The following is a 26,174-nucleotide window of genomic DNA, read 5'->3' on the forward strand; positions in this document are numbered from 1 at the left end:
CAAGATCAAGATAGGCAGCCCGCTCCTTGTGGAGCTTGTTGCGCCCCTGCGGCCTGCGGTCCTTGCGGATCTCGAAATCCATCGCACCCCTTGCGCTGGGGTGTTGCGACGACTCCTAGAACCCAAGGCCGCCCCTGGGGGCGTTTTTCGTTGTCAGCCCAGTTCGAGGTACTGCGGCGCGGGTTTGGTGTCGCCGTTGAACCAGGCATCGAAGAAACCGCGCAGGTCCTGGCCGGACACCTGCTCGACGTAGCGCTCGAAGTCCGGCAGGCTCGCGTTGCCGTCACGGTGCTGGCTCGGCCAGGTGCGCAGCACCTGCTCGAAGGCCGGCTCGCCGATGCGGCGGCGCAGGGCGTGCAACGCGAGCGGGCCCTTGCGGTAGACGGCGGTGAACTCCTGGCCCGGCCCCATGTCGTAGAGCTTGCCCGCCCACAGCCGCGCGGGCGCGGCCGCGACCTCGCGCCGGTAGCGGTCGTCGAGGTTCTGCCCCTCCTTCGCCTCCGCCCACAGCCACTGCGCGTACGAGGCGAAGCACTCGTTGAGGCAGATGTCCTTCCAGCCGGCCACCGACACCGAATCGCCGTACCACTGGTGCGCGTTCTCGTGCACGATCGTTTCGATATCGCCCGCCTTCCCCGAGTAGATCGGGCGGCCCAGCGTTTCCAGCGAGAAGTCGATCGGCGCGGTCAGGAAGATGCCGCCCGCGGCGTCGACCGGATACGGCCCGAATTTCGAGGCGAGGAAATCGATGACCTCGGGTAGTCGTGCGGCCGCGGCTTTCGTGGATTCCGGCACCCCGGGCGCGAACGCGGTGAGCACGGGTGTGCCGTCGGCGAGCCGTCCGCGCTGGATGTCCCAGCGGTCGATGGCCACGGTGGTCAGGTACGTCGCGGCGGGTGTGTCCTCCGCCCAGACGCCGGGGCTCACCTCGCGGCCGTTCGACACCGCTGTCCAGCCGGGTGGCACGGTGACCGTCAGGTGGAAGGTCGCCTTGTCCCTGGGGGTGTCGTTCACCGGATACCAGGTCGAGGCCGATTGCGGTTCGCCTTCGACGAACGCCGCCCCGCTGTCGGTGTACTGCCAGCCGTTTCCGTCAATCGGCTGTGGCGTGCCGTGGTATCCGATTTCGGTTGTGAACCGCTGGCCGCTACCGAGCGATCCGGCGGGCGTGATCACCAGCTCGTGTGCGCCGGTTCGCGTGAATTGGGCAGGCGCACCGTTGACGAGAACGGAATCCACCGTCAAACCGGACAGGTCGAGATTGAAGGAACGCAGATTTTCGAGCGCCTGCGCGGTGATCGTCTGCTGCCCGTTCAGCACCCGGGTCGCCGGGTCGTAGCCGATCGCGAGCCGGTAGTCCGCGACGTCGTAACCGCCGTTGCCGTCCTGCGGGTAATACGCGTCCCCTGCACCATCCGAACCCGCCATGGGCCGTGACGCCTCGCCGGCGGTACAGCCGGCCAGCATCAAGGCCGCCAGCAGGGCCACCACGCCACGCACGCCACGAACGTAACGCCCCACGTGGCTTTCTGGAAAGCTGGACCAGTGCAGGTGTCATTACTCGGCCCGGTCGGCGTCCGGGCGGACGACGGCACGCCGATCGACATCGGCGGTGCCCGCCTGCGCATGCTCCTGGCCCGGCTCGCGCTGGACGCTCCTCGCGCCGTCGCCGCCGACACGTTGATCGACGGGCTGTGGGGAGCCTTGCCGCCCGCGGACGCGGCGAACGCGTTGCAGTCACCGGTTTCCCGGCTGCGCAAGGCACTCGGCGACAGCACGCGGCTCGCCTCCGGCACCGCCGGCTACGTGCTCGCCGTCGAGTCCGTCGACGCGAGCCGGTTCGAGGAACTGGCCGCCCGCGGCAGGCGTGAACTGGCGGCGGGCGGGTACGCCGAAGCCGCCGTGGTGCTGGGCGAAGCGCTCGGGTTGTGGCAGGGCGAGCCGCTTTCCGACGTGCTGGACGCGCCGTTTGCGCAGGCGCCAGCCACACGCCTCGCGGAACTGCGGCTCGCCGCGATCGAGGACAGGTTCGAGGCGGAACTGGAACTCGGCCGCCATGCGGAGGTGCTCGCCGATCTGGAGACCGCGGGTGCGGCGCATCCGCTGCGGGAACGGCTTGCCGGGCTGCGCATGCGCGCGTTGTACGCGGCCGGCCGCCAGTCCGACGCGCTCGCCGTTTTCGAGCGCACGCGGGCGATTCTCGCCGAGGAGCTGGGCGTCGATCCGTCCGCGGAACTGCGTGAGGTGCATCTGGCGGTGCTGCGCGGCGAGATCGCGACCACTCGACCGGAGACCGATCACCTGCCGGTGCGGCTGACCAGTTTCGTGGGCCGCGGCAAGGAACTCGACCTGCTCGCGCGTTCGCTGACCGACGCGCGGCTGGTCACGCTGGTCGGTCCCGGCGGCGCGGGCAAGACCCGGCTCGCCACCGAGGCGGCCGTCCGGCATCCCGTGCACCGGCGTGGCCGGGTGTGGTTCGTCGCGCTCGCCTCGGTGCGCGATCCCGGTGACCTCACCAGCGCCGTACTCGGCGCGCTCGGCTCGCTGGACATGCGCCTGCTCAACACGGCTCCGTCGATGCAGCCCGCCGATCCGCTCGAGCGCGTGCGCGAGCTGATCGGATCCGGCGAGGCACTGCTGGTACTGGACAACTGCGAGCACCTCGTCGGCGCCGCGGCCGAACTCACGCACGAATTGCTCGGCCGCGTTCCCGGTCTGCGCGTCCTGGCCACGAGCAGGGAACCGCTCGCGATCACCGGCGAAGTGCTGTGCCATCTCGGCCCGCTCGAGGAAGCCGAGGCGATGCGGCTGTTCGTGGAGCGGGCGGAGACGGTCCGGCCCGGTTTCGTGCTGGACGAGCTCACCCGGGAACCGGTGGCGGAAATCTGCCGCAGGCTCGACGGGCTCCCGCTCGCACTGGAACTCGCGGCCGCGCGGCTGCGCTCCATGACCCCCGAACAGATCGCCAAACGGCTCGACGATCGCTTCCGCCTGCTCACCTCCGGCAGCCGGGTCGCTTTGCCGCGTCAGCGGACCCTGCGCGCCGTGGTCGAGTGGAGCTGGGACCTGCTGGAGAAACCGGAGCGCGTACTGGCCAGGCGGCTGTCGGTTTTCCCCGGTGGGGTAACGGTTTCCGCCGCCGAGGCGGTCTGCGCGGACGATCTGTTGCCGGAGCAGGACGTGCTCTACGTGCTCGGCTCACTCGTCGAGAAATCCATTGTGGACTCCGTAGATGCGGTCGAGCCCAGGTACCGGATGCTGGAGACCATTCGCGCCTACGGCGAGGAACGGCTGGACGAGGCCGCCGAACGGGCCGTGGTCGCACGCCGGTTCGCCGAGTACTACGTCGGTTTCGCCGAATCGCACGAGGCCGCGTTGCGCACCGCCGCTCAACTCGGTGCCATCGCCGCGTTCGAGGCCGAGTACGACAACATGACCAGGGGCCTGCGCTGGGCGATCGACAACGACGAAGCCGGAATCGCACACCGCTACGTCACGGCGCTCATGTGGTACTGGGTGATCCGCGGATTCGACGACCAGCCGAAACAGCACATCACCGACGTGCTCGACTTCGGCGATCGCATCCCCGGCGACGTACGGGCCACGCTCGCCGCACTGAAGACGCTGATGGAGGCGCTCCCGCACGTCGGCAGCTCGCCGGACCTGGCGGTCATCATCGACGACTGTGTGCGCACCGGGGCGCTGCGGCGCTTTCCCGCGCTCGGTCTCGCGGTCCCGATGCTCGCGTTCCTGGCACGCGAACGCGCACTCGCCGATCGCGAACTGGCGCGGGCGGCCACACACCCCGATCCGTGGGTGCGTGCCTGCGCGCGCTGGGCGGAGGCGTTCTTCCTCGACGACGACGGCGATCTGGACGGCAGCGAGCGGGCGCGTGGCGCGGCGCTCGCGGGTTTCGAGCAGGTCGGCGACCGCTGGGGTATCGCGATGACGCTCGCGATGCAGGCGGGCAGCCATTCCCTGCGCGGGGACCACGAGCGCGCCATCGTCGGATATCAGCGCGGCCTCGCGATGGCCCGCGAGCTCAATTCCGTCGACGACACGGTGCAGCAGCTGTCCTCGCTCGCGAGCGAACGGCTGCGGTCCGGAGATCCCGAGGGTGCGTGGCGCGATCTCGAGGAGGCCGAACGCATCGCCGACGCCGCGGGACAGGACGAGTACAGCGCGATCGTGCGGTTCAGCATCGTCGACGTCGCACGGCGTGCCGGAGATCTGCCGAGGGCACGCGAGGCGCTCGAATGGATACGCATCCACAGCCCGGGGCTTCCGTTTCCGCCGGGAATGGCCGACGAGTGGCTCGCGATGTTCGAGGCCGCAATGGCGGTCGCGGAGGGCGACGCGACGCGGGCCCGGCAGCGGTTGCCGGAGGCGTTGCGGACGTCGAGTGAGCGACAGGACATGCCCGACGTGGCACGTGCCGCGCAGGTGGCGGCCGCGCTGTTCGCCCTGGAGGGCAACGAAGAACTCGCCGCGTGGACCCTGGGCGCGACGAAGGCGATCCGCGGTGCCTTCGACGAGGGCGATCCGGAACTGGCCGAACTGGCCACGAAACTGTCCGCCGTGCTCGGTGCGGACGGCTACCGGAACGCATACGAACGTGGCGCCGGGCTCGCCAAACCCGACGCCATCGCTCAGCTTCTCGCGCGGTTCTCCTAGCCGACGCGGCGGCGGTAGGCGCGCATCGCCAGCGGGAAGAACACCGCCACGACACCGGCCATCCAGGCCAGCGCACCCAGCAGCGGACCGGCGACCGGACCGCCGTCGAGCAACCCGCGCATCGTGTTGGCGAGCAGGCTCACCGGGCTGATGTCCGACCACGTCTTGAGCCAGCCGGGCATCGTGGAGCTGGGCACGAACACGTTGCTGCCGAACGTCAGCGGGAAGATGAACGCGATCATGACACCTTGCACCGCGCCCGGGGACTCCACGAGCATGCCGACGAACACCGCGATCCAGCAGAAGCACAGGCCCGCGAGCACCATGACGGCGACCGCGAGGATCGTCGAGGCCGGATCGGTCTGGATGCGGAAACCCATGATCGTGGCCATGACCAGCAGCACCGCGATCGCGACCAGATAACGCACGATGTCCGCGAACACCGCTCCCACCAGCGGGGCCGACCGCGCGATCGGCATGCTGCGGAACCGGTCGAACACGCCCTTGCTGACGTCGGTGTTCAGTGCGACACCGGCCGACATGCTGGCCATGATCGTGTTCTGCACGAGCAGGCCGGGCGCCAGGTTCTGCAGATAGGCGCCGGTGCTGCCGGCGACCGCGCCGCCGAAGAGGTACACGAACAGCACCAGGAACAAGATCGGCTGGATGGTCACGTCGACCAGCTGTTCCGGGTTCTTGCGGATCTTCAGGATTCCCCGCCAGGCAAGGGAAAACCCGTGTTGCAGCGCTTTCGCCGGGCTCACGAACCTCGGCGGGGCAACGGCGAGGCTGGTCATACCAGCACCTCCTCGGCGGGCTTTCCGGTCAGCGCCAAGAACACCTCGTCCAGGCTCGGCAGCCGCAGCGCCAGCTCGTCCGCGGTGATTCCGGCGTCGTCGAGCTTCCTGACCAAAGTGGACATCAGTACCGGATCGGACACCGGCGCGGTCACAAGGCCGCTGTCGTCGTCGCGGGCGGGCAGCACCCCGGTCAGGTCCGCGACGATCCGCGCCACGACGTCCATGTCGGCCGGCGAGGTCGGGCGCACCTGGAGCGTCTGTCCGCCGACCCGGCGCTTCAGCTCGTCGGCGCGGCCCTGCGCCACTACGCGGCCGTGGTCGAAGACCGTGATGCTGTCGGCCAGCTGGTCGGCCTCCTCCAGGTACTGCGTGGTCAGCAGCACCGTGGAGCCGTCGCCGACCAGTCGCCGCACCACGTTCCACACTTCGTTGCGGGCGTGCGGGTCCAGCCCGGTCGTCGGTTCGTCGAGGTAGAGCACCTGCGGACGGCCGACCAGGCTCGCGGCGAGGTCGAGACGCCGCCGCATACCGCCCGAGTACGTCTTCGCCGCGCGGCCGGCCGCGTCGGTCAGCTCGAACTGCTCCAGCAGCTCGGCCGCGCGGGCCTTCGCCGCGGCCCGAGACAGGCCGAGCAGGCGTCCGATCAGCACCATGTTCTCGGTGCCGGACAGGTCCTCGTCCACCGAGGCGTACTGCCCCGTCACGCCGATCACCGACCGGACCCGGACCGGATCACGCACCACGTCGTAACCCCCGACCGTGGCGTGGCCGGCGTCCGGCCGCAGCAGCGTGGCCAGGATCCGGACGGCGGTCGTCTTGCCCGCCCCGTTCGGGCCCAGCACGCCGACCACCTTGCCGGTCGGCACCTCCAAGTCGACCCCTGCCAGCGCCGTGGTCTCCCCGTAGCGTTTCACCAGGCCTTCCGCCTGGATCGCGAGCGACATCGCACCTCCTGTGTCTCCCGTCGTTGTCGCGTTGACCCGACGATGCCCAGCGGTGCTGACAGCTCACGCACATCGCGCTGGCAGCCGCTTGTCAGCGGAAATCAGGTATGACTGGTCTGGTGCACACCGCCGATCCGCCGGAGAGCGCGGACACAGCTTCGGGAAAGGCTGGGAAAAGCTCGCGCGGGAAGACTGGCCGCATGATCTTCTTCGCCGTGCTGACCGCGGGGTTCCTCGTGCTCGCCGCGCTGCGGCTGTGCGGCGTCGACGGCGACCGGATCACCGCGGCGCTGATCGCGCTGACCCCGTACTGGACCCTGGGCGGGCTGCTCATCGGCGGTGTCGCGCTCGGCTTCCGGCACTGGTGGATCGGCGGCGTCGCGGTCGCCGTCGCGATCGCGCTGGTCGCCATGGTGCTGCCGCGTGCGTTCGCCTCGTCGCGACCCGACGCCCACGGCGCGACCCTGCGCGTCATGTCCTCGAACCAGTACCTGGGCCGTGCCGACGTGAACGCGCTGGTGAAGCTGGTGCGCGACAACCAGGTCGACGTGCTGAACCTGCTGGAGCTGACCCCGCGCGAGGTGCGGGAACTTACCAGCGCCGGGCTGTTCGACCTGTTGCCTCATCGCGTGCTGAAGCCGATTCCCGGCGCGAACGGCTCGGGCATCGCGTCGCGCTACCCGTTGACGGAGCTGTCACTGGTCGGGCCCGGCGAGATGGAGCAGCCGAGCGCACGGGTCGAGATCGGGGGCACGCCGGTGGAGATCGTCGCGGTGCATCCCGTCGCGCCGACCGCGTCCTCGGCCACCTGGAAAAGCGACCTCGCGCGGCTGCCGAGGCCGGACTCCGGTGGTGCGGTGCGGATCCTGGCCGGGGACTTCAACGCGACGCTCGATCACGCCGCGTTCCGCGACCTGCTGCACGCCGGTTACGTCGACGCGGGCGACAACCGCGGCGCGGGTTTCGCACCGACCTGGCCGTCCGGGGCCTTTCCGCCGCCGGTGACGATCGATCACGTGCTGGTCGATCCGCGGATCGCGGTGGCGGGCTACCGCGTGCTCGACGTGCCGGGCTCCGACCACAACGCGGTGTTCGCGCAGGTCACCCTGCCTTGAGCCGGGCGTCGAGGGCGGCCAGGGTTTCCAGCGCGCCGTGCGGCAGCGAGACACCGCGGCCGTGCCGGATCTCCGGCTCGCGCGGGTTGACGCGGATGAGCGCACCAGTGGCGGCGCTCGCCAGCTCGGCGTAGCGGCGCACGGTCGGGACCGCTTTCCCGGCGCCGAGTTCGATGACGACGAGGTCGCGGTGCTCGCGGCGCCATTCGTTGAGCGCGTGCAGCTGCTCGTCGGTGCGGTGCGGGATCCAGTCCCCGTCGCCGAACATCAGGATGTTGGGGCGGGCGAGGTTGCCGCAGCGCGGGCACCGCGGCAGCGGCCCGGTGGCGCGCATGGTCTCGTGGTCGACGGCCACGTCCAGATCAGTGGCGGGCCAGATGTGCGGGCCACACGGCACGACGCACTGCAGGTGATGGATCGAGCCGTGCACCTCGGCGACCATGCCGAAACCGGCCTCGCCGAACTGGCCGTCCACATTGGACGTGAACACCGGTGCGCCGCCGGGTTTCGACTCGCCCCAGCCGCGCAGGATGCGGAAGCCCTCGTGCGGCACCGTCTTGCGGTACAGGTCGAGCCGGTGACCGTAGAAACCCCACGCCAGCTCGGGATCGTCCGCGAAGTGTCGAGGGTCGGCGAGTTCGGCGAAGCGGATGCCGAGCCGCTCGTACGGCGGGTAGGCGTTCCAGAACCCTTCGTCGCCACGGAAATCGGGCAACCCGGAGTCCACGCCCATACCGGCGCCGGCGCACACCAGGACGGCGCCCGCGCCGGCGATCAGCTCCGCCGCTTCGCCGAGGCTCGCGTCATTCGGTGCCATCGAGGTCGACGACCTCGAACTCCAGCAGGCTCGCGCCGCTCGCGACCGGGTTCTTGCGCTCACCGGCGTGCGCGTCCTGGGCCGGGCCCGACCGCCACGCGTTGAACGCCTCGTCGGACTCCCACCTGGTGACCACGAAGTACCGGTTGTCGCCGGAGACGGGGCGGAGCAGTTCGAAGCCGAGGAAGCCGGGCTGCGAGTCCACCGCGTGTTTGCGTGCCGCGAACCGCTTCTCCAGTTCGGGGCCGGCGCCTTCGGGGACCTCGATCGCGTTGATCTTCACTACTGCCATGCCTCAGAATCTACCGTGACGCGGAGCGTCTCCGTTGAGGGCGGCGGTGGGCGAGGGGCCGGCCGTTGTGCCAGGCTGCGGGAATGATCGACAACGGCTCGGCGCGCGCACTCGCCGCGGATCTGCAGAAAATCGTGCGGTCGGTGGCCGCTGTCGTGGACGAGACGCATCCCTCCGCCGAACTGATCGGCAAGGTGACCGGGCACATCGGCGTGGAGCTGGCCGATCTCGTGCTGGTCGCGCACGACTTTCCGGCCTGGGAGCACGTGAACGTGCACCGTGGGGTGGAGCGGTATCTCGCGGAGCGGGGCGGGGACCAGGAATGGTTCGGCGTCGCGGGCAGCAACCGCTCCAGTGAGGAGCTGATCGCGATGCTCGCCACCGCGCGGCGGCACGCGATGTACGAACTGGGCGCGGTGGACTACGCGAACGAGGCGGTCGGGCCGGAGGAGAGCGAAGAGGTCGTGCAGTTCGGCGCCGTGACGACCACGGCACCGGACGGCTCACCCGTCGTGATCGGCGTGCGCGGGCCGATCGCGCAGCACGGCCCGTCCGGCGTGGCGAGGTTCGAGGTGATCGCGGCCGGCCGGGCCGCCGCCAGCGCCACGCGGGACCGCATCGAGCAGCTGATGCGGGAGTACGACGTGCTGCGCGGCAAGGTACTCGCGTTCGGCACCAGCGAGCATCGCGGCAACGAGCTGCTGACGTTCCTGCCGCGGCCGTCGCTGGCCCCGTCGGACGTCGTGTTGCCGGACGGGGTGCTGCCCGCGATCGAACGGCACACCATCGGCATCGCCGGGCACGCGAAGCGGTTGCGGGAAGCTGGCCAGCATCTCAAGCGGGGCCTGCTGCTGCACGGACCGCCCGGGACCGGCAAGACGCACACGGTGCGATACCTGATGGGGCGTCTCGAAGACGCGACGGTGATCATCCTGACCGGCACGGCCATGCGTTTCATCAGCAAGGCGGCCGAGCTGGCGCGGCGGTTGCAGCCGTCGATCCTGGTGGTCGAGGACGTGGATCTGGTGGCGCAGGACCGGTCCAGCACGCCGGGCGGGAACCCGTTGCTGTTCAGCCTGCTGGACGCGATGGACGGGGTCGGCGCCGACGCGGACGTCACGTTCGTGCTGACCACGAACCGGGCCGCCGAGCTGGAGAAGGCCCTCGCGGACCGTCCGGGCCGGGTGGATCTGGCGGTGGAGATCCCGAAGCCGGACGCGGTCGGGCGGCGCCGGCTGCTGGAGCTGTACGGACGGAACGTGGACCTGCGTGCCGATCTGGAGCCGGTCGTGGCGCAGACTGATGGGGTGACGGCGTCGTTCATCAAGGAGCTCCTGCGGCGAGCTGTGTTGCACCAGGTGAGCCACGGTGTCGAGGAGACCCCGGTGCCGGTGGACGACGCGGCGATCAGCGCGGCGCTGAGGGAGATGAACGACTCGCGCAACTCGCTGACCAGGTCGCTGCTGGGCAGCCGATGAGCGTCGTCGACTTCGGCGGCGCGGGCACGCCGATCGTGTTGCTGCACGGTCTGATGGGGCGCGCGCGGACCTGGTGGCCGGTGGCGCAGTGGCTGAACCGGTACGGCCACGTCGTGGGCCTGGACGCGCGCGGGCACGGCTACGGCGCGCGCGTGGGTCCGTGGACGACGGAGCAGTTCGTCGCCGACGTCGCCGCGCTGCTGCGGGAATTCGACGAGCCGGCCGTCCTCGTCGGTCACTCCATGGGCGGTCTGCACGCGTGGGCGACGGCGGCGACCCATCCCGATCTGGTGCGCGCGGTGGTGGTCGAGGACATGGCGCCGGACCAGCGCGGCCGCACGGTCGAGACGTGGCGCGGCTACTTCGATTCGTGGCCGGTGCCCTTCCAGTCGCTGGCGCAGGTGCGGGAGTTCTTCGGCAGCACGGGGAACTACTTCATCGAGTGCATGACCCAACGCCAGGACGGCTACCACCTGATGGCGAACCTGGAGGATCTGTACGAAATCGCCGCGGAATGGGGCCGCAGGCAATACTGGTCCTATGTGGACGGTGTCGAGTGCCCGATGCTGGTGATCGAGGCAGGCAACACCGCGATGCCGCACGGACAGCAAGCAGAACTGGCAGTCCGCGCGAAGGACGGCGTCCACGTCGTGGTCGAAGGCGCGGGCCACGTCGTCCATGACGACGCACCGGAGGAGTATCGGGGCGCGGTCGAGGCGTTCTTGTCACGCGTACTCAGCCGCTGACGGCGCTCTTTGCCGGTGCAGGTCGGGGCAGGCGTGGGCTGGGAGCTCGCCGGTCCGGATGCGACGCGGCGCTACTTGTGTTCTCCCGGCAGTGCGAAGCGGCCGTCCGGGATCTGCTCGACCAGGCCGTCCGTCAGCAGCGAGGCCAGGCAGCGGTCCCGGCGCCCGGCGTCCTGCGGCCACACCAGGTCCAGTTTGTCCTTCCACACCGGTTCCGGGGTGTCGCGCAGCACGTCCAGCAGCTTTCCCCGGATCTGCCGGTCCGTGCCCGCGAACTTCTGCACCGGCTTCGCCGGGCCGTTGTACGCCGGGCGCCCCGCGCGTTGCCACGCGCACGCGTCGTAGATCGGGCAGTCGGCGCACTTCGGGTTGCGGGCTGTGCACACGAGCGCGCCCAACTCCATCAACGCCGCCGAGAACGTCGCCGCCGGGGCGTCCGCCGCGGGCAGCATGGCCTCGACGTCGGCCATGTCGCGCGTGTTCGACGGCGGGCCGGCATCGCCCGCCGCGTGCACGGCGCGGGCGACCACGCGCCGGACGTTGGTGTCCACCACCGGCGCCCGCTTCCCGTAGGCGAAAGCCGCGACCGCCCGCGCGGTGTAGACGCCGATGCCGGGCAACGCCAGCAGAATGTCCACATCGGACGGTACAACGTCACCGTGCTCCGCAGCGATGACCGCGGCGGCGGCGTGCAGGCGCAGCGCTCGCCTCGGGTACCCGAGTTTACCCCACGCCCGCAGCACCTCGCCCTGGCTCGCCGCCGCCATCGCGGACGGCACCGGCCAGCGCACCAGCCATTCTTCCCAGATCGGCTGCACCCTGGCCACGGGCGTCTGCTGCAGCATGATCTCGCTGACCAGCACACCCCATCCGGTGCACTCCGGCCGCCGCCACGGCAGATCCCGCGCGGTCCGGTCGAACCAGTCGATCATCGTCTCGGCGTCGATGGACACCGGGACAGGGTAAGAGCCGCCGCCCGCTCACCGGAAAGCAGCCTGTGGCTATTCGACCTCGGTCAGCTCACCGGTGTGCACGTCGTAGACGAAACCACGCACGTTGTCGGTGTGCGGCAGGAACGCGCTGCGCCGGGCACGCTGCACCGACGTGCGGACGCTGTCCTGCACGTCCCGGAACGCCTCGACCGCCCAGGTCGGCCGCAGCCCGGTGTCCTTCTCCAGCTCGTCCTTGAAATCGTCCTCGGTGACCATGGACAGGCCACAGCTCGTGTGCTGAACGATGATCACCTCGGTGGTGCCGAGCTTGCGCTGCGACAGCGCGAGCGACCGGAGCACGTCGTCGGTCACCACGCCGCCGGCGTTGCGCAGGATGTGCGCCTCACCCTGGATCAGGCCGAACAGCTCGAACACGCGGATCCGCGCGTCCATGCAGGTCAGGATCGCGACGTGCATCGACGGCTGCGCGGACGAACGATCACCTCGCAGCTTGTCCTCGAGTTCGTGGTTGCGCTTCAGCAGCACGTCGATCGCGGTCATCCAAACCTCCGGCGTCCGTGTCGGTCACCCCATTTGACCTGGCGGCGGCCGCTCCGGCAACGTGGCTAGACAAACATCACGGTCCGAACCAGTGTTCTTCCATGGTGCGCGGCGCGGCGGAGGTCGTGCCGATGCGCAGTTCGGTCGGCAGAGTGATCACCCGGGGGTTCACGTGCTCGGCGGAGGCGAGCAGCAGCTTGCCCGCGGCCCGGCCCTTCTCCAGCACCGGCTGGTGCACCGTGGTCAGCCCCGCCCGCTCGGCCTCCGAGATGCCGTCGAACCCGGTCACGGTGAGGTCGGCGGGCACCCGCAGACCACGCCGGTCGGCCTCGGCCAGCGCGCCCAGCGCGAGGATGTCCGACGTGCAGATCAGCGCGGTGACCTGCGGATACGACCCGAGTAACTGTCGTGCGGCCGATGCGCCCTCGTCCACGGTGTGGTCGAACCGCTCGACGACGGGCACGCTCGCCCAGTCGACCCCGGCCTTGGTGAACGCCGTCGCCAGTGCCTCCAGCCGCGTCCTCTGCACGTGGAAATGCGCCTCGTGCTGTCGTTCGGCCGAGACGAAGTCGTCATTGCGATCGCGGCCGAGCCGCATGCACAGCACGCCCACCTGCCGGTGCCCGAGCCCGATCAGGTGCTCGGCCAGTTCGGTCATGGCCTTGGCGTCGTCCGGGCCGACCCGGTCGACGCCCTCGACCTGGGGCTGGTCGATGATCACCGTCGGGACCGGGCGGGCCAGCACCGCCGCGAGGTGTGGATCGTCGTCGGGCACCGAGTACACGACGAACCCGTCGACCCCGGCGCGGTGCACGGCGGCCACGTCGTCGCGCCCGGGGCTCGCGGGCACGAGGTGCAGGCCGACGCCCGCGTCCTCACAGGCCAGCGCGAGCCCTTCGAGCACGCCGATCGCCGCGGGGTCGCGGAAGGCGTAGGAGAGGTTCTCGGTCAGCAGCAGCCCGACCGCGCCCGCCTTGCGGGTACGCAGCGACCTGGCGACCGGGTCCGGCCCGGGGTAGCCGAGCCTGCGGGCCGTCTCCAGCACCCGGCGCCGCAGCTCCGGAGACAGCTGGTCGGGCCGGTTGTAGGCGTTGGACACCGTGGTCCTGGACACGCCGAGTTCCGCGGCCAGCGACGCCAAAGTCGCCTGTCGCCTCATGCGCATAGGACGCCCCATAGGGGAACCGTAACGGTTCAGTACGGATTGCAGAAGTCGAGCGCCGTGTGGCGAACGGCAACGCCGCGTTCAGGAGCACGTAACCGCTACTCGCAAGATCATCACTCGGTGGAGTAAGGTGAACTCGAAAACCGTTTCCAATAACTACGGACCGTGCTTCGACCTGCCACTTTCGGGAGTACTCGCGATGAGTTCCAGCCGTCCTGCCCGTCTTTTCGCCCTGACTTCGGTCACCGCCGCGTTCGCGCTGGTGCTCACCGGGTGTGGTGGTGGTAACACCGCGGGCGAAACCGGCGGGAAGATCAATGTCGTCGCCTCGACCGACGTGTGGGGCAGCGTGCTCGCCGCGATCGGCGGGAACGATGTGAAGGTGACCTCGATCATCCACGCCCCACAGGCGGACCCGCACTCCTACGAGACCACCCCCGAGGACGCGGTCGCCGCCCAGGAGGCCCAGCTCACGCTCGCCAACGGCGGCGGCTACGACGACTTCTTCGGCAAGCTCGCCGACCAGGCCACGAACGCCAGGAAGCTCGTCGCCGTCGACATCGGCGCGACCGGCGACGAGAACGAGCACGTCTGGTACAGCTTCGCCGCCGTCGAGAAGGTGGCCGACCAGGTGGCCACCGACCTCGGCCAGATCCGCCCCGCGGAGGCGCAGACCTTCACCGGCAACGCCGCCGCGTTCAAGGCCAAGGTCGCCGATCTGCGGACCAAGGTCGAGCAGGCGGGCGCCGCGCACCCGGACACCAAGGTGCTTTCCACCGAACCCGTCGCGCATTACCTGCTGGCGAGCGCGAAGCTCACCGACGCCACCCCGAAGGACTTCTCCGCGGCCATCGAGCAGGAAAGCGACGTGCCCGCGGCCGCGCTCGCCGCGGTCGACCAGCTCGTCTCCGCCAAGCAGGTCAAATTCGTGGTCAACAACGCGCAGACCGAGACGGCGGTGACCAAGCAGGTGGTCGACAACGCGAAGAAGGCCGGCCTGCCCGTGGTGGATGTGACCGAAACGCTGCCCGCGGGTGCGACGGACTACATTTCTTGGATGACCAGCCAAGTCGACGCCTTGTCGGGAGCGCTGAACTCTTGAGTCCGATCGTCCAGATCTCTCGTGCGAGCCTCGCGTTCGGCCCGCGCACGTTGTGGTCGGGGCTCGACCTCGACGTCGAGCCCGGCGAGTTCGTCTCGATTCTCGGCCCCAACGGCTCGGGCAAGACCAGCCTGCTCAAGGTGCTGCTGGGCTTGCAGCCGCTGTCGGCGGGCACCTGGCGCGTGCGCAGCGACCGGCCCGTCGGGTACGTGCCGCAGCAGCGCGCGATGCAGGAGGCCCTGACCCTGCGCGGGGTCGACCTGGTCGGCCTCGGCCTCGACGGGCACCGGTGGGGCACCGGGCTGCGCGGCGTCCGGGAACGGCGCCGCCGCGTCGCCGAGGCGATCGAGGCAGTCGGGGCGCAGTCCTACGCGAAGTCGCCGGTCGGGCGGCTCTCCGGCGGTGAACAGCAACGGCTCCGGGTCGCGCAGGCGCTGGTCGGCGAGCCCGAGGTGCTGCTGTGCGACGAGCCGCTGCTGTCCCTGGACCTGGCCCACCAGCAGGCGGTCAGCGCGCTCATCGACGCCCGGCGCCGCGAGGCCGGCACGGCGGTGCTGTTCGTGACCCACGAACTGAACCCGATCCTGTCCTATGTGGACCGCGTGCTGTATCTGGTCGACGGCCGGTTCCGGATCGGCAAACCGGACGAGGTGATGACCTCGGCCACCCTGTCGGAGTTGTACCGGACCCGCATCGAGGTCCTTCGAGTCGGCGGGCAGATCCACGTCGCCGGTGCGCAGATCGCGCTGTGCGAGGACGAGCCCCATCATCTGGACGAGCGAGTGTCGTAAGTGGACAAGTTCTTCGATCTCGAGCTGACCGCGAAACTGCTCGGTTTCCCCTTCGTGCAGACGGCACTGCTCGCCGCGGCCGTGCTCGGACTGGTCGCCGGGGTGCTCGGCCCGCTGATCGTGATGCGGCGGATGTCCTTCGCCGTGCACGGCACCGCGGAACTGGCCTTCACCGGCGCGGCCGCCGCGTTGCTGCTCGGTGTCGGCCTCGAGTTCGGTGCGCTGTTCGGCGCGGTCGTCGCCGCGTTGCTGCTCGGGCTGCTCGGCGGGCGCGAGTCCGAACGCGACTCGGTGATCGGCGCGATCCTGTCCTTCGGGCTTGGCCTTGGTGTGCTGCTGCTGTGGTTCTATCCCGGTCGCGCGTCCAACAAGTTCGGCATTCTCGTCGGGCAGATCGTGTCCATCGAGCCGACGAACGTGCTCGTGCTGATCATCGCGGCCGTGGTGGTGCTGCTCGTGCTCGCGGTGATCTACCGGCCGCTGCTGTTCGCCAGCGTCGATCCGCACGTCGCGGCGGCCCGCGGGGTGCCGGCACGGCTGCTCTCGATGGTGTTCGCGGTGCTCGTCGGCGTCGCGACGGCGCTCGGCGTGCAGATCGTCGGCGCGCTGCTCGTGGTCGCGCTGATGGTCACCCCCGCCGCGGCGGCCGCCCGGATCACCGCGAGCCCGTGGCGGGCCACGGTGCTGTCGGTGGTGTTCGCGGAGATCGCGGCGCTCGGCGGGATCATCTTCTCGCTCGCGCCCGGCGCCCCGGTGAGCGCCTTCGTCACCGCGATCTCGTTCATCATCTACCTGATCTGCCGCTTCGTGGCGTACCGCCGCGACCGGGCGGGCAAGGTCAGCCCACGGGATGTTGCGCCAGTTTCGTCCGCAGCTGCTGGATGAAACCGTCGTCGAAGAACGGCAGCGAGCCCGCGGAAACACCGCGTTCCACCGTTTCCAGCACGACGGCCTTCGCGTTGACGAACTCGTCGACGGCCTGGTCCACAGTGGTCTTGGTGGTGGAGTAGTTCAGCATCGTCAGGTTCGAGAACGCCGCGGCGAGGTAGCGCGAGGACGCGATGGTGAACGAATCGCCGTAGACGAGCGTCGGCGTGTCCACGGTCCCGGTGAGCGGCGGCGACGAGTGCCGGTACGGGGTGTCGAGGTTGGTGATGATCGGCCCCGCCCGGTCGGTCACGCCGTCCGGGGCCAGCGAGTAGAGCGTGCTCGTCTTCTCCCCGGAACGGCCGAGCAGCTTCGGCAGGTCCGCGGTGCCGGTGTAGGTGCCGATCTGCGGGCTCTGCCAGGTCGCGGTGACGCCCGGCTGCACGGAGTCGGCGACGTTGCGGGTGAGCGCCAGCGCGCCCTCGTCGGTCCAGTGCGTGTCCAGCGGTGTGTAGACCGGGCGGCCGATCTGTGCGGTGACCTGCCGCAGCTCGGGCCGCAGGTCCATCGCTCCCGCGGCGTCCAGCTGCGCCCACGTCGGTGTCTCGGCCGCCTGGTGGCAGTCCTTGCCGGGATAGGTCGAGGGCAGGAACTGCGGCACCATCGTCGACTTGTCCGGCGGCACCACCCACACGAACTTGCGGCCGGAACTCAGCACGATGTCGCGCACTTCGTTGATGCGCTCGATGGTGTCGGCCAGTGGGCGGTTCGGCGCGCACTTCGCCTCGGCGTCGACCCCGTAATAGAGCCAGCCGTTCGTGCCCTCGATGACCTGCCGGTACCCGGCCTGGTCGACCGGGCCGAGGCTCGTGCCGTTGGTCGGGGTCTGGCCGTTGGCGGGCGGTGGGCTGCCGGGCAGCGGACCCGAGTTGGAGGTGCCGCCCTGGTCGTGCGGCGCGGACTCGCCGAAGATCCCGCGGCTGATCCCGTCGGCGGCGGTGATCGCGGCACTGCGGAAGGACAGCTGGTCGGTGGCCCAGGTGGGCAGGCCGGTGAAGAAGCCCCAGCCGTCGCCGATGCTCGGGAAGCCCGCCAGCGCGTGGTTCTCGATCTCCGTCGGCCGCATCCCGAACACCCACATCAGGGTGGGCGTCACGAAGAACACGAGTGCGCTGATCAGCGCGGTCAGCTGCCTGCCGCCGTGCCGCGGCCGGTGCAGCGCGTGCTCCCTGGGAAGCCACGCCTCGTGCACGGCGGGCAGCTGCTGGGGTTCTCGGGCCACAGTGGACACGTTAACCGCCGGGTCAGTGCAGCATCAGCACAACCTGCAACTCACCGACCACGAAACCGATCACACCGCCGACCGCGATCAGCTTCCACTCCTCCTGGCGGAACGCGGGCCGCAGCAGGCCCTCGTACTCGACCGGGGTGAGCGCGAGCATCCGCATCTCGACCATGTTCGCGACGTCCATCGCCTCGGTCAGGTAGCCCTCGGCGTAGCGGACGGTGTCGGGAAGCCGTTCCAGCGTGCGCGCGGCCGCGGCCTCCTTCATCTCGCGCAGCCGTGCCGGCCCGATCGTCGCCGTCACCAGCCGTCCCGCTTGCTCGTCCACGGCTTTGGCGACGATCCGGTGCACCATCGCGACCAGAAGGTCCGAACGCGGCCCGCGCAGGATCGCGCTGAGCAGGTTCGGCATGGTCAGCACCTCGTGCGCGATCAGCTCGCCGTACTGCCGCGCCACCTCGGTCCGCCGCCGCTGGAACTTGCCCTGCAGCACCCAGCGACCGACGCGTACCGGATCGCGCGGCACGAAGATCAGTTTGATGGCGAGCCAGTCGGTGAACAGCCCGATGCAGCCACCGAAGACCGGCAGCACCCACGGGTTCTTCGTCAGCGCCCACACGATGGCCTGCACGAGGCCCAGGCCGAATCCGAAGTAGATTCCGCAGCGCGCGATGAACGCCATCTCCGGGCGGGTGGTCTCGCGAATCAGGCGAACCAGCAGTGCCTTGTCACGCGTCAGGTTCTGCACGGTCATGTGCTTGACGTCGAGGACCTCGTCCAGGTTCTGCCTGATCTCGGTCATCAGTTCGCGCACGAGCCGCGGCGCCGCGGCCTGGACCTGCTTGACGACCAGGTCCTGCGCCATCGCGGGAAGCGCTTCCCACAGCCGGGGCTGGTACTCGGCGAGCACGTCGCGGGCGATGTCGTCGATGGTGCGCAGCAGCGGCTGCTCGATCTCCCTCGTCATCCGGTCCGCGTCGATCCTGGCGAAGATCTCCTTGAGATCCAGCAGGTTCGAGGTGAGCAGATCGGTGGCGATCGCGGCCATCCGGCCGCCGTGTTTGGGCACCACGCCCTGCCAGCCGAGGAACGTGCCGGGGAGGCCGGCGAACTCCAGCGGCCGGAACATCATCTCGATCGCGACGCGCTTGGTCACGTATCCGATGAGCGCGGCGATGAACGGGATGGCGGCGTACAGCGGCCAGTGCGCGGCGAGGTCGGTCAGGATGGTCTCCACCCGGCCACCTCCACGGTCCCGTCGGCTGAGGCAAGGCTAGTGCAGCAGGAACATGACCTGCAGCTCACCCACCAGTCCGCCGATGATCGCGCCGACCGCGATGAGTTTCCACTCGTCCTGCCGGAAGGCGGGGCGCAGCAGTTCCTCGAATTCGGGGGGCGAGAGCTTGCGCATCCGGTCGACGATCGTGTTGCGGACATCCAGCGCGTTGACCGCGTAATCCTCGGCGTAACGGATCGTGTCCGGCACCCGTTCGGCCGCCTTCTTCGCGGCGACCTGCTTCATCTCCTGGAACGTGCGCGAGCCGACCGCCGCGGCGACCAAAGGTTTGACGATGCCGGCCTGCGTGTCGATCGTCCGCTGCACCTCGCGCGTGATCAGCTGGAACAGCCGGTCGGATTTCGGTCCTCTTAGGACCGCTTCGAGCAGGTTCGGGATGGTGATGATCTCCTTGGCGATCATGTCGCCGTAGTCGGCCGAGACCTCGTCCTTGCGTTTCTGGAAGACGCCCTGCCAGGTGTAGAGGCCGAAGAACTCCCGAGGCTCGCGCGGCAGGAAGATCATCTTGAGCGCGAGCCAGTCGGTGAACCAGCCGATCACGAGCCCGAAGACCGGCAGCACGAGCGGCGATTTGGTGAGCGCCCACACCGACAGCTGCACCAGCCCGAGGGCGAACCCGAACACGAGTCCCGACCGCGCGATGAACCGCATCTCGGGCCGGGAGATGTCGCGGATCAGGCGGTTGAGCAGGGACTTGTCGCGGACGAGATTGGTCACGACCATGTGCTTGAGGTCGAGCACCGAGTCGATGTCGTGGGAGATCTCCCGCATGATCTTCGCGATGGCCTTGGGGGCTTCGGCGCGCACGCGGTTGAGCAGCAGTTGCTGCGCGCCGCCCGGCAGCGCTTCCCACAGCCGCGGCTGGTACTGCTCCATGACCTCGCGCGTGACGTCCTCGACGACGCGCAGAAGCGGTTCCTCTATCTCTTTGGCGATTTGTTCGGGGTCGAGGCGGGCGAAGATCTCCTTCGGATCGATCAGTGTGTTGGTCAGCATGTCGGTGGCCGTGGCGGCCATCCGCTCGGCGTTGGCGGGAAGCACCCCCTGCCAGCCGAGGAATGGCTTGATGCCGATGAACTCGATCGGCCGGAACATCATCTCGATCGCAACGCGTTTGGTCAGGTATCCGATCAGCGCCGCGATGAAGGGCATGCTGACGTAAACCGGCCAATGTGCACCCAGGTCGGCGATGACCTGCTGTAAGTCCACCGGGCTCCACCTCCGCGACTCCCCGGATGAACGTTAACCCAGGAATGCCTCGAGCGGATCACCCGTCGCTGGGTGCGGCGGAGGAAGATGATCAGCCGTTCACCGGGACAGAAGCAGTCGAATGGAGGTCTGGAATCCAGCGTCCGGACGCACTAAGGTCGCCCCATGCCTCCTGCCCAGTCCCCCATTCAATCCACCGAGCCCTCGCTCGGTGCTCCCCACTTTCCCCTTGTTTTCCGCGGCTACGACCGGGTGCCGGTCGATGAGCGGCTCAACCAGCTCGCCGCGGAGTTGAAGGAACTCGCACAGGCCCGTGACGAGGCGATGAACTCTGTCGCCGAACTGACCAAGGCGCTGAGCTACTCGCAGTCCGAACTCGCCGAGACGAAGAGCGCGCTGTCGCGGATGGCGAGCGACCCGGTCAGCGCGTCGAACATGACCGAGCGCGTGCGTTCGATGATGCAGCTGGCCGAGGAAGAGATGGCCGAGCTGCGCGCCAAGGCCGAGAACCAGGCCGAGCAGATCCGCGCCGAGGCCGAGAAGTACGACCTCGACAGCCGCAAGGCGACGGACAAGTGGATCGCCGAGCGCGAGGCCGAGATGGCCCAGCGGCGCGAGGACCTCGAGGCCGAGTACCAGGGGCTGACCGCGCGGCTGAAGGCCGAGCACGACGACCTGATGGACAGCGCGCGCGCCGAGATCCAGCGGCTGAACGCCGACGCGCAGGCCGAGCGCGAGCGGCTGGACGCGGATTCGAACGAGCGCCGCGCGGCGGCCGAGAAGCAGGCCGAGGAGGAGCTCGCCGGGCGGATCGGCGAGGCTGAGCAGGCGCTGGCGCGCAAGGTCAAGGACACCGAGGAGTCGCTGGCCACAAAGGTCACCGAGACGGAGGAGTCGCTGGCGCGCAAGGTCTCGGAGACGGAGAGCTCCCTGGCGCGGAAGGTGTCGGAGACCGAGGGGTCGCTGGCGCGGAAGGTGTCGGACACGGAGGAGTCGCTGGCGCGGAAGGTGTCGGAGACGGAGAACTCCCTGGCGAAGAAGGTGTCCGAGACCGAGGGTGCCCTCGCCCGGAAGGTCGCGGAGACCGAGGAGCGCCTGTCGAAGCAGACCGCCGAGGCCGAGAACCGGGCGTCCACTCTGGTCGCCAAGGCGGAGCGGCAGCAGGCCGAGGCCGAGCAGAACCGCACCCAGGCGTTCGAGTACAAGCGCGAGGTCACGGAGCGGCTGACCGCCACGCACTCCGCGCTGCAGGAAGCCCTGAAGCACATGATCCCCGCCGAAGACGACGAAAAGGTCCCGGCGTAACGACACACTTAGGACGAAAGGGTCGGCTCCCCACGGCGGGGCCGGCCCTTTTCGCATTCCGAGAAAGCGCTTCCTCCTGCCCGCGGCTCTGGCGGCGGCCGGGACGCTTCGCGGTGCACTTCGGTGCGCGCCGCGTTCCGCTGGTGTGTGCCATGCTCTGCCGGGCCGGCCATGCTCTGCCGGTGCGCGCCGCGCTCTGCGGGGTCGGCCATGCTCTGCCGGTGTGCGCCACGTTCTGCCGGTGCGCGCGACGTTCTGCGTGTGCCGGCCACGCTCTGCTCGCGATGCTCAGCCGCGAGGTCGGGCCCGCCAACCGCCACCCGGCCCGCCACCGGCCGGGATGCTGGGTCATGGCCGTTATGCGAGCGAATCGGGGTCGCCAGCCGCTACGCGAGCTCCACTCAGGCCGCGAGGCGCGGCCGCCGACCGCCACTCGAGCCGTCCGCGCCCGCGAAGTGCCGCCACGAAGGTCGCCGGAGCGGCCCGCTCCGGCGAGCCAGCCGACTGCGGCGAAGCTCTGCCGCGAGGGTCCACCCCCGACCGCCACCCGAGCCGCCTCGGCCGCGGAGCTCGGCCGCACCCGATACTTGGGCGAACGGTGGTCACCACTCGCCACCCGAGCCGCCCCCGCCGCGGAGCTAGGCAGTGCCTGCTGCGTGGGCGAACCACCGCCACCACTCGCTACGCCAGCCGCGCTCAGGCCGCGAAGCGCGGCCACGCCCGCTACGCGAGCGAACCGCGGCGACCTACCGCCACCCGAGCCACTCCCAGTCGCGAGGCCCCGCCATCAGCTGTCACCCGAGCCACCCCTGGACGCGATCCTCGGCCACGTCCAGCTGCCCGAGGGAACCGCAAACACCGGTCGCTACGCGAGCCGCCCCGGCCGCAGAGCGCGGCCACCAACCGCTACCCGTGCCATCACCGGCCGCGAACCGCGGTGACCAACCGCGGCCAGCAATCGTCATCCGAGCCACCCCGGCCAGAAACGGGATCACAGCCACCCGAGCCGTCCTCGGCCGCGGACCGCGGCCACCAGCCATGCGAGCCAACCGCGGCCGCGTGGCGCCGGTCGCCAGCCGCCACGCGAGCCACTCCGGCCGCGAACCGCAGCCACCGGCCGCCACCCGAGTCGCCCGTGCCACAAAGCGCGGCCACCAGCCGCCACCCGATGTCACCTCCGTGCCGCAAACCGCGGCCATCGATCCGCTACGCGAGCCATCCTCGGCCGCGAAGCTCGGCTACGAAACGCTGGTAGGACTCCTCCAGCGCCTCCGTTTCGGTCGGGTCCGGGTCGACTACCGTGCCGCCCTCCGGCAGGCGGGCACTCACCTCCGCGAGACCGCCCGGGGTGATCGCGGCCGCGGCCAGCAGCGCGGCGCCGTAAGCCGTCTCCGCTCGGGGGGACGCCCGCAGCCCCAGCCCGGTCACCGTCGCACGGATCTTGATCCACAGTGGACTCTTGCTGCCCCCGCCCGCTGCCAGCAGCGGGCCGCGCACCTCCACACCGAGCCCGCGCAGGTGCTCCAGCGCGAGCCGCTCCACGAAGGCGACTCCTTCGAGCCGGGCGCGGTGCAGTTCGCCCTCGTCAGCGGGCGTGCCCAGCACGAAACCCCGCGCATCCGGAGTGACGAACGGAAAGCGCTCTCCGGAACGTGCCAGCGGGTAGGCAACCACCTTCGCCGGACCGCGAGCGGCCAGTTCGTCCAGCCGCGCCAGGTCACCGGTGACCCCCTCGCCACCGGTGTTCGAAGCCCCGCCCGGCAGCCACCAGCCATCGGGGTGCCGGTGGCTGTACATCGCCCCGCTCGGGTCGGGCACGAGCTGTTCGGTCACTCCTTTGAGGACATACGTCGTGCCCAGGATGCCCGCGAACGTGCCCGGCAGCACGGCTCCCGTCGCCAGCTGGCCCGCGCACCCGTCCGTCATCCCGGCCACCACGCGGCACCCGGCAGGCAGCCCCGCGACCGGCCGCGAAACCTCGCCGAGCGCCGCGGTCGGTGCGACCACCTCGGGCAGCCACGAGCGCGGCACACCGAGCGCGTCGAACACCTCGAACGCCCACTCGCCCGCCCTCGGGTCGTACCCGCTCTTCAACGCATGGGACCAGTCCGTCGCGACCGCCGCGCCGGTCAGCCGCGCACAGATCAGATCGGGCGTGTGCACGATCCCGGCAGCATCGGGAAAAGCCGAATGCAGCCAGGCGATCCGGCCGAGTGCCGCGGTCGGCGACACCGACATGCCGAGCGCACGCCACCGCTCGCCGCCCAGCTCCGCGGCCTTCGTGTTGTACGGGGCGCCGCGCCGGTCGTCGTACATCAGCGCCGGCGACACCGGTTCGCCACGCTCGTCGACCGCGACGATCGTGCCGGACGTCGCCGATACCGCGACAGCCTGGACGGACAGCCCCTCGCTCACCTGCCGGACCACGGATTCGACCGCGGGCCACCACGTGCTGGCGTCCTGCTCGCTGCACCCGTCCTCGGAACGGACCGGCGCCGGCAGCGACTCCGACGCCCTGGCCAGCACCCGGCCATCGTCGGCCACCGCGAAGGCGCGAACCCCCGCGGTGGCGACGTCGATCCCGACGACGGTCAATTCGTGGCCGCCGAAACCTGCTGGAGGTTGGCATCCTTCGCGATGGCCTCCTCGGTGGCCTCGGGCAGTTTGAGGAACCGCACGATGACCGCCGCGACCAGGTACAGCGCCGCGAAGATGATGACCACGCCTGCCGCGCCGGCCGGGCCGAGGAACACGCTCACGATCGCGGGCCCGACGAACGCGGCCGCACCGGCACCGAGGTTGAGCAGTGCCATCGCGCCGCCCTTGTTCTCCGGGGCCAGCGACGGCAGCAGCGCGGAGATGGGCACGAACCCGGCCAGCGTCGCGCCGTAGAGCGCGCCCACGATCAACGCGAGCCAGTAGTAGTTGGCGCCCATAGCGGTCGGCACGAAGTACAGCAGCATGATCGAGATCGCGCAGCCGATCGCGCCGAACCAGAAGATGGTGGTCCGCCAGCCGATCTTGTCGGACAGCATGCCGAAGATCAGGTTGAAGAAGATGTTCGTGCCGTAGATGACCGACACGAGCAGCAGCCAGCGACCCTCGCCGAAGCCGATGTCATTGGAGAAGATCGTCGGGAAGAACACCAGCATGCCGAACTCGGGCGCCGTGTTGATCACGCGGGCGAGCATGCCGAGGCCGACGCGCGGCTTCTTCCATGCGATGGACACGCTGGACACCAGGCTCTGCACGGGCTTGACGTCAGGCGGCGCCAGCCGCTGGAAACCGGTGCGCTCCCGCACACCGAGCACGCAGATCAGCCCGCCGACCGCGAGGACGCCGACCGACAGCCACAACGTGCCGTAGTGCCCGAGCACCGGGTTGGTGAAGCTCGCGACCAGCGAACCGAGGGTGGGCAGGCCGCCGGTGAACGCGAAGTAGAACCAGCCGACCGCAGCGCCGAGCCGCGCGATGGGCGCCACCGCGGTGATCCACACCAGGAACCCGAACGCGAACATCGGATACCCGAAACCGCGGATGCCGTAGAAGATCAGCATCAGCGGGTAGTTGTGGCCCGCCACCGCGACGCTGAGGAACAGCACGTCGAAGACGACCCAGATGCCGAGGCCGACCAGCATCACCCGGCGCGGGCCCCACAATTCCGACAGCGCACCCGAAAGCCACGACGCCAGCATGACCGCGACGCCGTACACCGTGATCACATAAGACGCGTGGATTTCGCTACCAGCGCCGTTATCGGCCATGTACGGCGCGATGAACCCCGACTCGACACCGTCACCGACCATGAACAGCAACAGGCCGACATACCCGAGCAGCAGCGGTGCCGGGAGTCCCCACCTGTTGAGGAGCCCGGCGAATCCACCTCCGGGCTCGGACAACCTCGATGTTGTCATCGCACTCATCACGCCTCCATGGGTCTGAAACTGAAGGTATCATGACCCATGTGAATTTCACAGGCAAGATGTGATTTGGGATCAGAACCAGGCGATGTCGACCTTCGTCCGGCTGCGCAGGTCCTCGACCAGGGGCTTCGCGGTACCCGAGTCGATAATCAGCTCGTTGTAATCGCTGATCGGCGCGAGCCGGTGCAGGGCCGTGCGCGGCATCTTGCTGGAATCCATCAGCAGGACCCGGGTCTGCGCGCTGGCCAGCATCGCGCGCTTGACCATCACGATCTCCGGCTCCTGGTGGAAGGTCATGTCGGCGTTCATGGCCGACGTCGAAACGAAGGTCGTGTCCACGGTGATCCGCTCGATCGCCTCGAGGCAGGGCATCCCGAGGAACGAGTCGTGCGTCGCCGAGTAGTCGCCGCCGATGCAGATCAGCCTGATGTCTTCGACGTCTTTGAGTAGCTCGATCGCGCGGAGGTAGTTCGTGGCCACGGTCAGCGGCGTGACCTCGTGGAGCAGCTTCGCGAGCGCGAGAGCGCTGGTCGAGTCGTCGAGCAGGATCGACATACCCGGCTCGACCAGGCGCAATGCCTCACGGGCGATCGCGGCCTTCGCCTCGACGTGTGCGTTCAGGCGGTACTCGGAGTTGCTCTCGAACACCGTCGAAGGCTGTGCGGTGACGCCGCCACGGAACTTGCGCAACAGGCCGCGCCGGGCCAGCTCGTCCAGATCGCGGTGTACGGTCATCACGCTGACCCCGGTCAGTTCGGCCAGCTCGGCCGCCGAGGCGGACCCCTTGTTCACCACATAGTCGGTGATCCGCTGTTGCCGGCTGGTGCGAGTGCGCGCGCCGCCGCTGCCCGACGAATCGTTCATACGGACA

22 protein-coding genes are annotated in these 26,174 nt (G+C 69.6%); 8 read left to right on the forward strand and 14 right to left on the reverse strand.

Annotation, left to right across the window (positions count from 1 at the left end; translation table 11 throughout):
- Window positions 1-153: 153 nt before the first annotated feature.
- Window positions 154-1,467 carry a M1 family metallopeptidase gene (locus HFP15_RS29805; RefSeq protein ID WP_168520163.1) on the reverse strand — a complete coding sequence of 438 codons (1,314 nt, stop codon included), beginning with the start codon at window positions 1,465-1,467 and terminating at the stop codon, window positions 154-156.
- A 78-nt stretch (window positions 1,468-1,545) separates the two neighbouring features.
- Here HFP15_RS29805 and HFP15_RS29810 point away from each other — a divergent pair, with 78 nt between their 5' ends.
- Complete coding sequence (locus HFP15_RS29810) at window positions 1,546-4,674, forward strand: ATP-binding protein (protein ID WP_168520105.1); 3,129 nt, start codon at window positions 1,546-1,548, stop codon at window positions 4,672-4,674.
- Here HFP15_RS29810 and HFP15_RS29815 read toward each other — a convergent pair.
- Together HFP15_RS29815 and HFP15_RS29820 are read right to left on the reverse strand one after the other, a co-directional pair.
- Window positions 4,671-5,471 carry an ABC transporter permease gene (locus tag HFP15_RS29815; RefSeq protein WP_168520106.1) on the reverse strand — a complete coding sequence of 267 codons (801 nt, stop codon included), beginning with the start codon at window positions 5,469-5,471 and terminating at the stop codon, window positions 4,671-4,673. The genes HFP15_RS29810 and HFP15_RS29815 overlap by 4 nt on opposite strands.
- Window positions 5,468-6,418, reverse strand: coding sequence for an ATP-binding cassette domain-containing protein (locus HFP15_RS29820; protein ID WP_168520107.1), 951 nt, complete (start codon window positions 6,416-6,418; stop codon window positions 5,468-5,470). The genes HFP15_RS29815 and HFP15_RS29820 overlap by 4 nt, the downstream gene beginning before the upstream one ends.
- Before the next feature lie 200 nt (window positions 6,419-6,618).
- Here HFP15_RS29820 and HFP15_RS29825 point away from each other — a divergent pair, with 200 nt between their 5' ends.
- The gene (locus tag HFP15_RS29825; RefSeq protein WP_168520108.1) at window positions 6,619-7,533 is read left to right on the forward strand and encodes an endonuclease/exonuclease/phosphatase family protein; all 915 of its coding nucleotides are present in this window, start codon (window positions 6,619-6,621) and stop codon (window positions 7,531-7,533) included.
- Here HFP15_RS29825 and HFP15_RS29830 read toward each other — a convergent pair.
- Both HFP15_RS29830 and HFP15_RS29835 read right to left on the reverse strand, forming a co-directional pair.
- Entirely contained in the window at window positions 7,520-8,350 is an 831-nt protein-coding gene (locus HFP15_RS29830; RefSeq protein ID WP_168520109.1) for an SIR2 family NAD-dependent protein deacylase, read from the reverse strand. The genes HFP15_RS29825 and HFP15_RS29830 overlap by 14 nt on opposite strands.
- Entirely contained in the window at window positions 8,337-8,642 is a 306-nt protein-coding gene (locus HFP15_RS29835; RefSeq protein ID WP_168520110.1) for an antibiotic biosynthesis monooxygenase family protein, read from the reverse strand. Before HFP15_RS29835 ends, HFP15_RS29830 begins: the two co-directional genes overlap by 14 nt.
- Window positions 8,643-8,725: 83 nt before the next feature.
- Between HFP15_RS29835 and HFP15_RS29840 the strand changes: the two genes are divergently transcribed.
- Together HFP15_RS29840 and HFP15_RS29845 are read left to right on the forward strand one after the other, a co-directional pair.
- Window positions 8,726-10,120 (forward strand): AAA family ATPase, encoded by a 1,395-nt coding sequence (locus tag HFP15_RS29840; protein WP_168520111.1) that lies wholly within the window; start codon window positions 8,726-8,728, stop codon window positions 10,118-10,120.
- Window positions 10,117-10,866, forward strand: coding sequence for an alpha/beta fold hydrolase (locus HFP15_RS29845; RefSeq protein WP_168520112.1), 750 nt, complete (start codon window positions 10,117-10,119; stop codon window positions 10,864-10,866). Before HFP15_RS29840 ends, HFP15_RS29845 begins: the two co-directional genes overlap by 4 nt.
- 71 nt (window positions 10,867-10,937) lie before the next feature.
- Here HFP15_RS29845 and HFP15_RS29850 read toward each other — a convergent pair whose 3' ends face one another.
- The 3 genes from HFP15_RS29850 to HFP15_RS29860 form a co-directional block, all read right to left on the reverse strand.
- Window positions 10,938-11,798 carry an iron-sulfur binding domain-containing protein gene (locus HFP15_RS29850; protein WP_210718053.1) on the reverse strand — a complete coding sequence of 287 codons (861 nt, stop codon included), beginning with the start codon at window positions 11,796-11,798 and terminating at the stop codon, window positions 10,938-10,940.
- Between the two features lie 69 nt (window positions 11,799-11,867).
- Window positions 11,868-12,359, reverse strand: coding sequence for a beta-class carbonic anhydrase (locus HFP15_RS29855; RefSeq protein ID WP_168520114.1), 492 nt, complete (start codon window positions 12,357-12,359; stop codon window positions 11,868-11,870).
- 76 nt (window positions 12,360-12,435) lie between these two features.
- Window positions 12,436-13,536, reverse strand: a complete 1,101-nt coding sequence (locus HFP15_RS29860; protein ID WP_168520115.1) for a LacI family DNA-binding transcriptional regulator — start codon at window positions 13,534-13,536, stop codon at window positions 12,436-12,438.
- A 187-nt stretch (window positions 13,537-13,723) separates the two neighbouring features.
- Between HFP15_RS29860 and HFP15_RS29865 the strand changes: the two genes are divergently transcribed.
- From HFP15_RS29865 to HFP15_RS29875, 3 genes are read left to right on the forward strand one after another with little or no spacing between them, the layout of a single operon-like run.
- A complete protein-coding gene (locus HFP15_RS29865; RefSeq protein ID WP_168520116.1) occupies window positions 13,724-14,626 on the forward strand; it encodes a metal ABC transporter solute-binding protein, Zn/Mn family in 903 nt (300 codons plus the stop codon).
- The gene (locus HFP15_RS29870) at window positions 14,623-15,417 is read left to right on the forward strand and encodes a metal ABC transporter ATP-binding protein (RefSeq protein ID WP_168520117.1); all 795 of its coding nucleotides are present in this window, start codon (window positions 14,623-14,625) and stop codon (window positions 15,415-15,417) included. Before HFP15_RS29865 ends, HFP15_RS29870 begins: the two co-directional genes overlap by 4 nt.
- Window positions 15,418-16,302, forward strand: coding sequence for a metal ABC transporter permease (locus tag HFP15_RS29875; protein ID WP_168520118.1), 885 nt, complete (start codon window positions 15,418-15,420; stop codon window positions 16,300-16,302). It abuts the gene before it with no gap.
- Here the strand turns inward: HFP15_RS29875 and HFP15_RS29880 are convergent.
- From HFP15_RS29880 to HFP15_RS29890, 3 genes are read right to left on the reverse strand one after another with little or no spacing between them, the layout of a single operon-like run.
- A complete protein-coding gene (locus HFP15_RS29880; RefSeq protein ID WP_168520119.1) occupies window positions 16,256-17,566 on the reverse strand; it encodes an alginate O-acetyltransferase AlgX-related protein in 1,311 nt (436 codons plus the stop codon). The genes HFP15_RS29875 and HFP15_RS29880 overlap by 47 nt on opposite strands.
- Before the next feature lie 22 nt (window positions 17,567-17,588).
- The gene (locus HFP15_RS29885; RefSeq protein WP_168520120.1) at window positions 17,589-18,806 is read right to left on the reverse strand and encodes a DUF445 domain-containing protein; all 1,218 of its coding nucleotides are present in this window, start codon (window positions 18,804-18,806) and stop codon (window positions 17,589-17,591) included.
- A 36-nt stretch (window positions 18,807-18,842) separates the two neighbouring features.
- Window positions 18,843-20,018 carry a DUF445 family protein gene (locus HFP15_RS29890; protein ID WP_210718057.1) on the reverse strand — a complete coding sequence of 392 codons (1,176 nt, stop codon included), beginning with the start codon at window positions 20,016-20,018 and terminating at the stop codon, window positions 18,843-18,845.
- A 222-nt stretch (window positions 20,019-20,240) separates the two neighbouring features.
- Here HFP15_RS29890 and HFP15_RS29895 point away from each other — a divergent pair, with 222 nt between their 5' ends.
- Entirely contained in the window at window positions 20,241-21,380 is a 1,140-nt protein-coding gene (locus HFP15_RS29895; protein ID WP_246272154.1) for a coiled-coil domain-containing protein, read from the forward strand.
- 1,206 nt (window positions 21,381-22,586) lie between these two features.
- Here HFP15_RS29895 and HFP15_RS29900 read toward each other — a convergent pair.
- The 3 genes from HFP15_RS29900 to HFP15_RS29910 all read right to left on the reverse strand — a co-directional run bounded on the left by HFP15_RS29900 (window position 22,587) and on the right by HFP15_RS29910 (window position 26,167).
- Window positions 22,587-23,975, reverse strand: coding sequence for an FGGY-family carbohydrate kinase (locus HFP15_RS29900; protein ID WP_168520122.1), 1,389 nt, complete (start codon window positions 23,973-23,975; stop codon window positions 22,587-22,589).
- Complete coding sequence (locus tag HFP15_RS29905) at window positions 23,972-25,303, reverse strand: MFS transporter (RefSeq protein ID WP_210718049.1); 1,332 nt, start codon at window positions 25,301-25,303, stop codon at window positions 23,972-23,974. Before HFP15_RS29905 ends, HFP15_RS29900 begins: the two co-directional genes overlap by 4 nt.
- Before the next feature lie 72 nt (window positions 25,304-25,375).
- A complete protein-coding gene (locus HFP15_RS29910) occupies window positions 25,376-26,167 on the reverse strand; it encodes a DeoR/GlpR family DNA-binding transcription regulator (protein ID WP_168520123.1) in 792 nt (263 codons plus the stop codon).
- Window positions 26,168-26,174: the final 7 nt, after the last annotated feature.

Origin of the sequence: Amycolatopsis acididurans, assembly GCF_012328925.1 — a bacterium.
GTDB classification, from domain to species: Bacteria; Actinomycetota; Actinomycetes; order Mycobacteriales; family Pseudonocardiaceae; genus Amycolatopsis_E; species Amycolatopsis_E acididurans.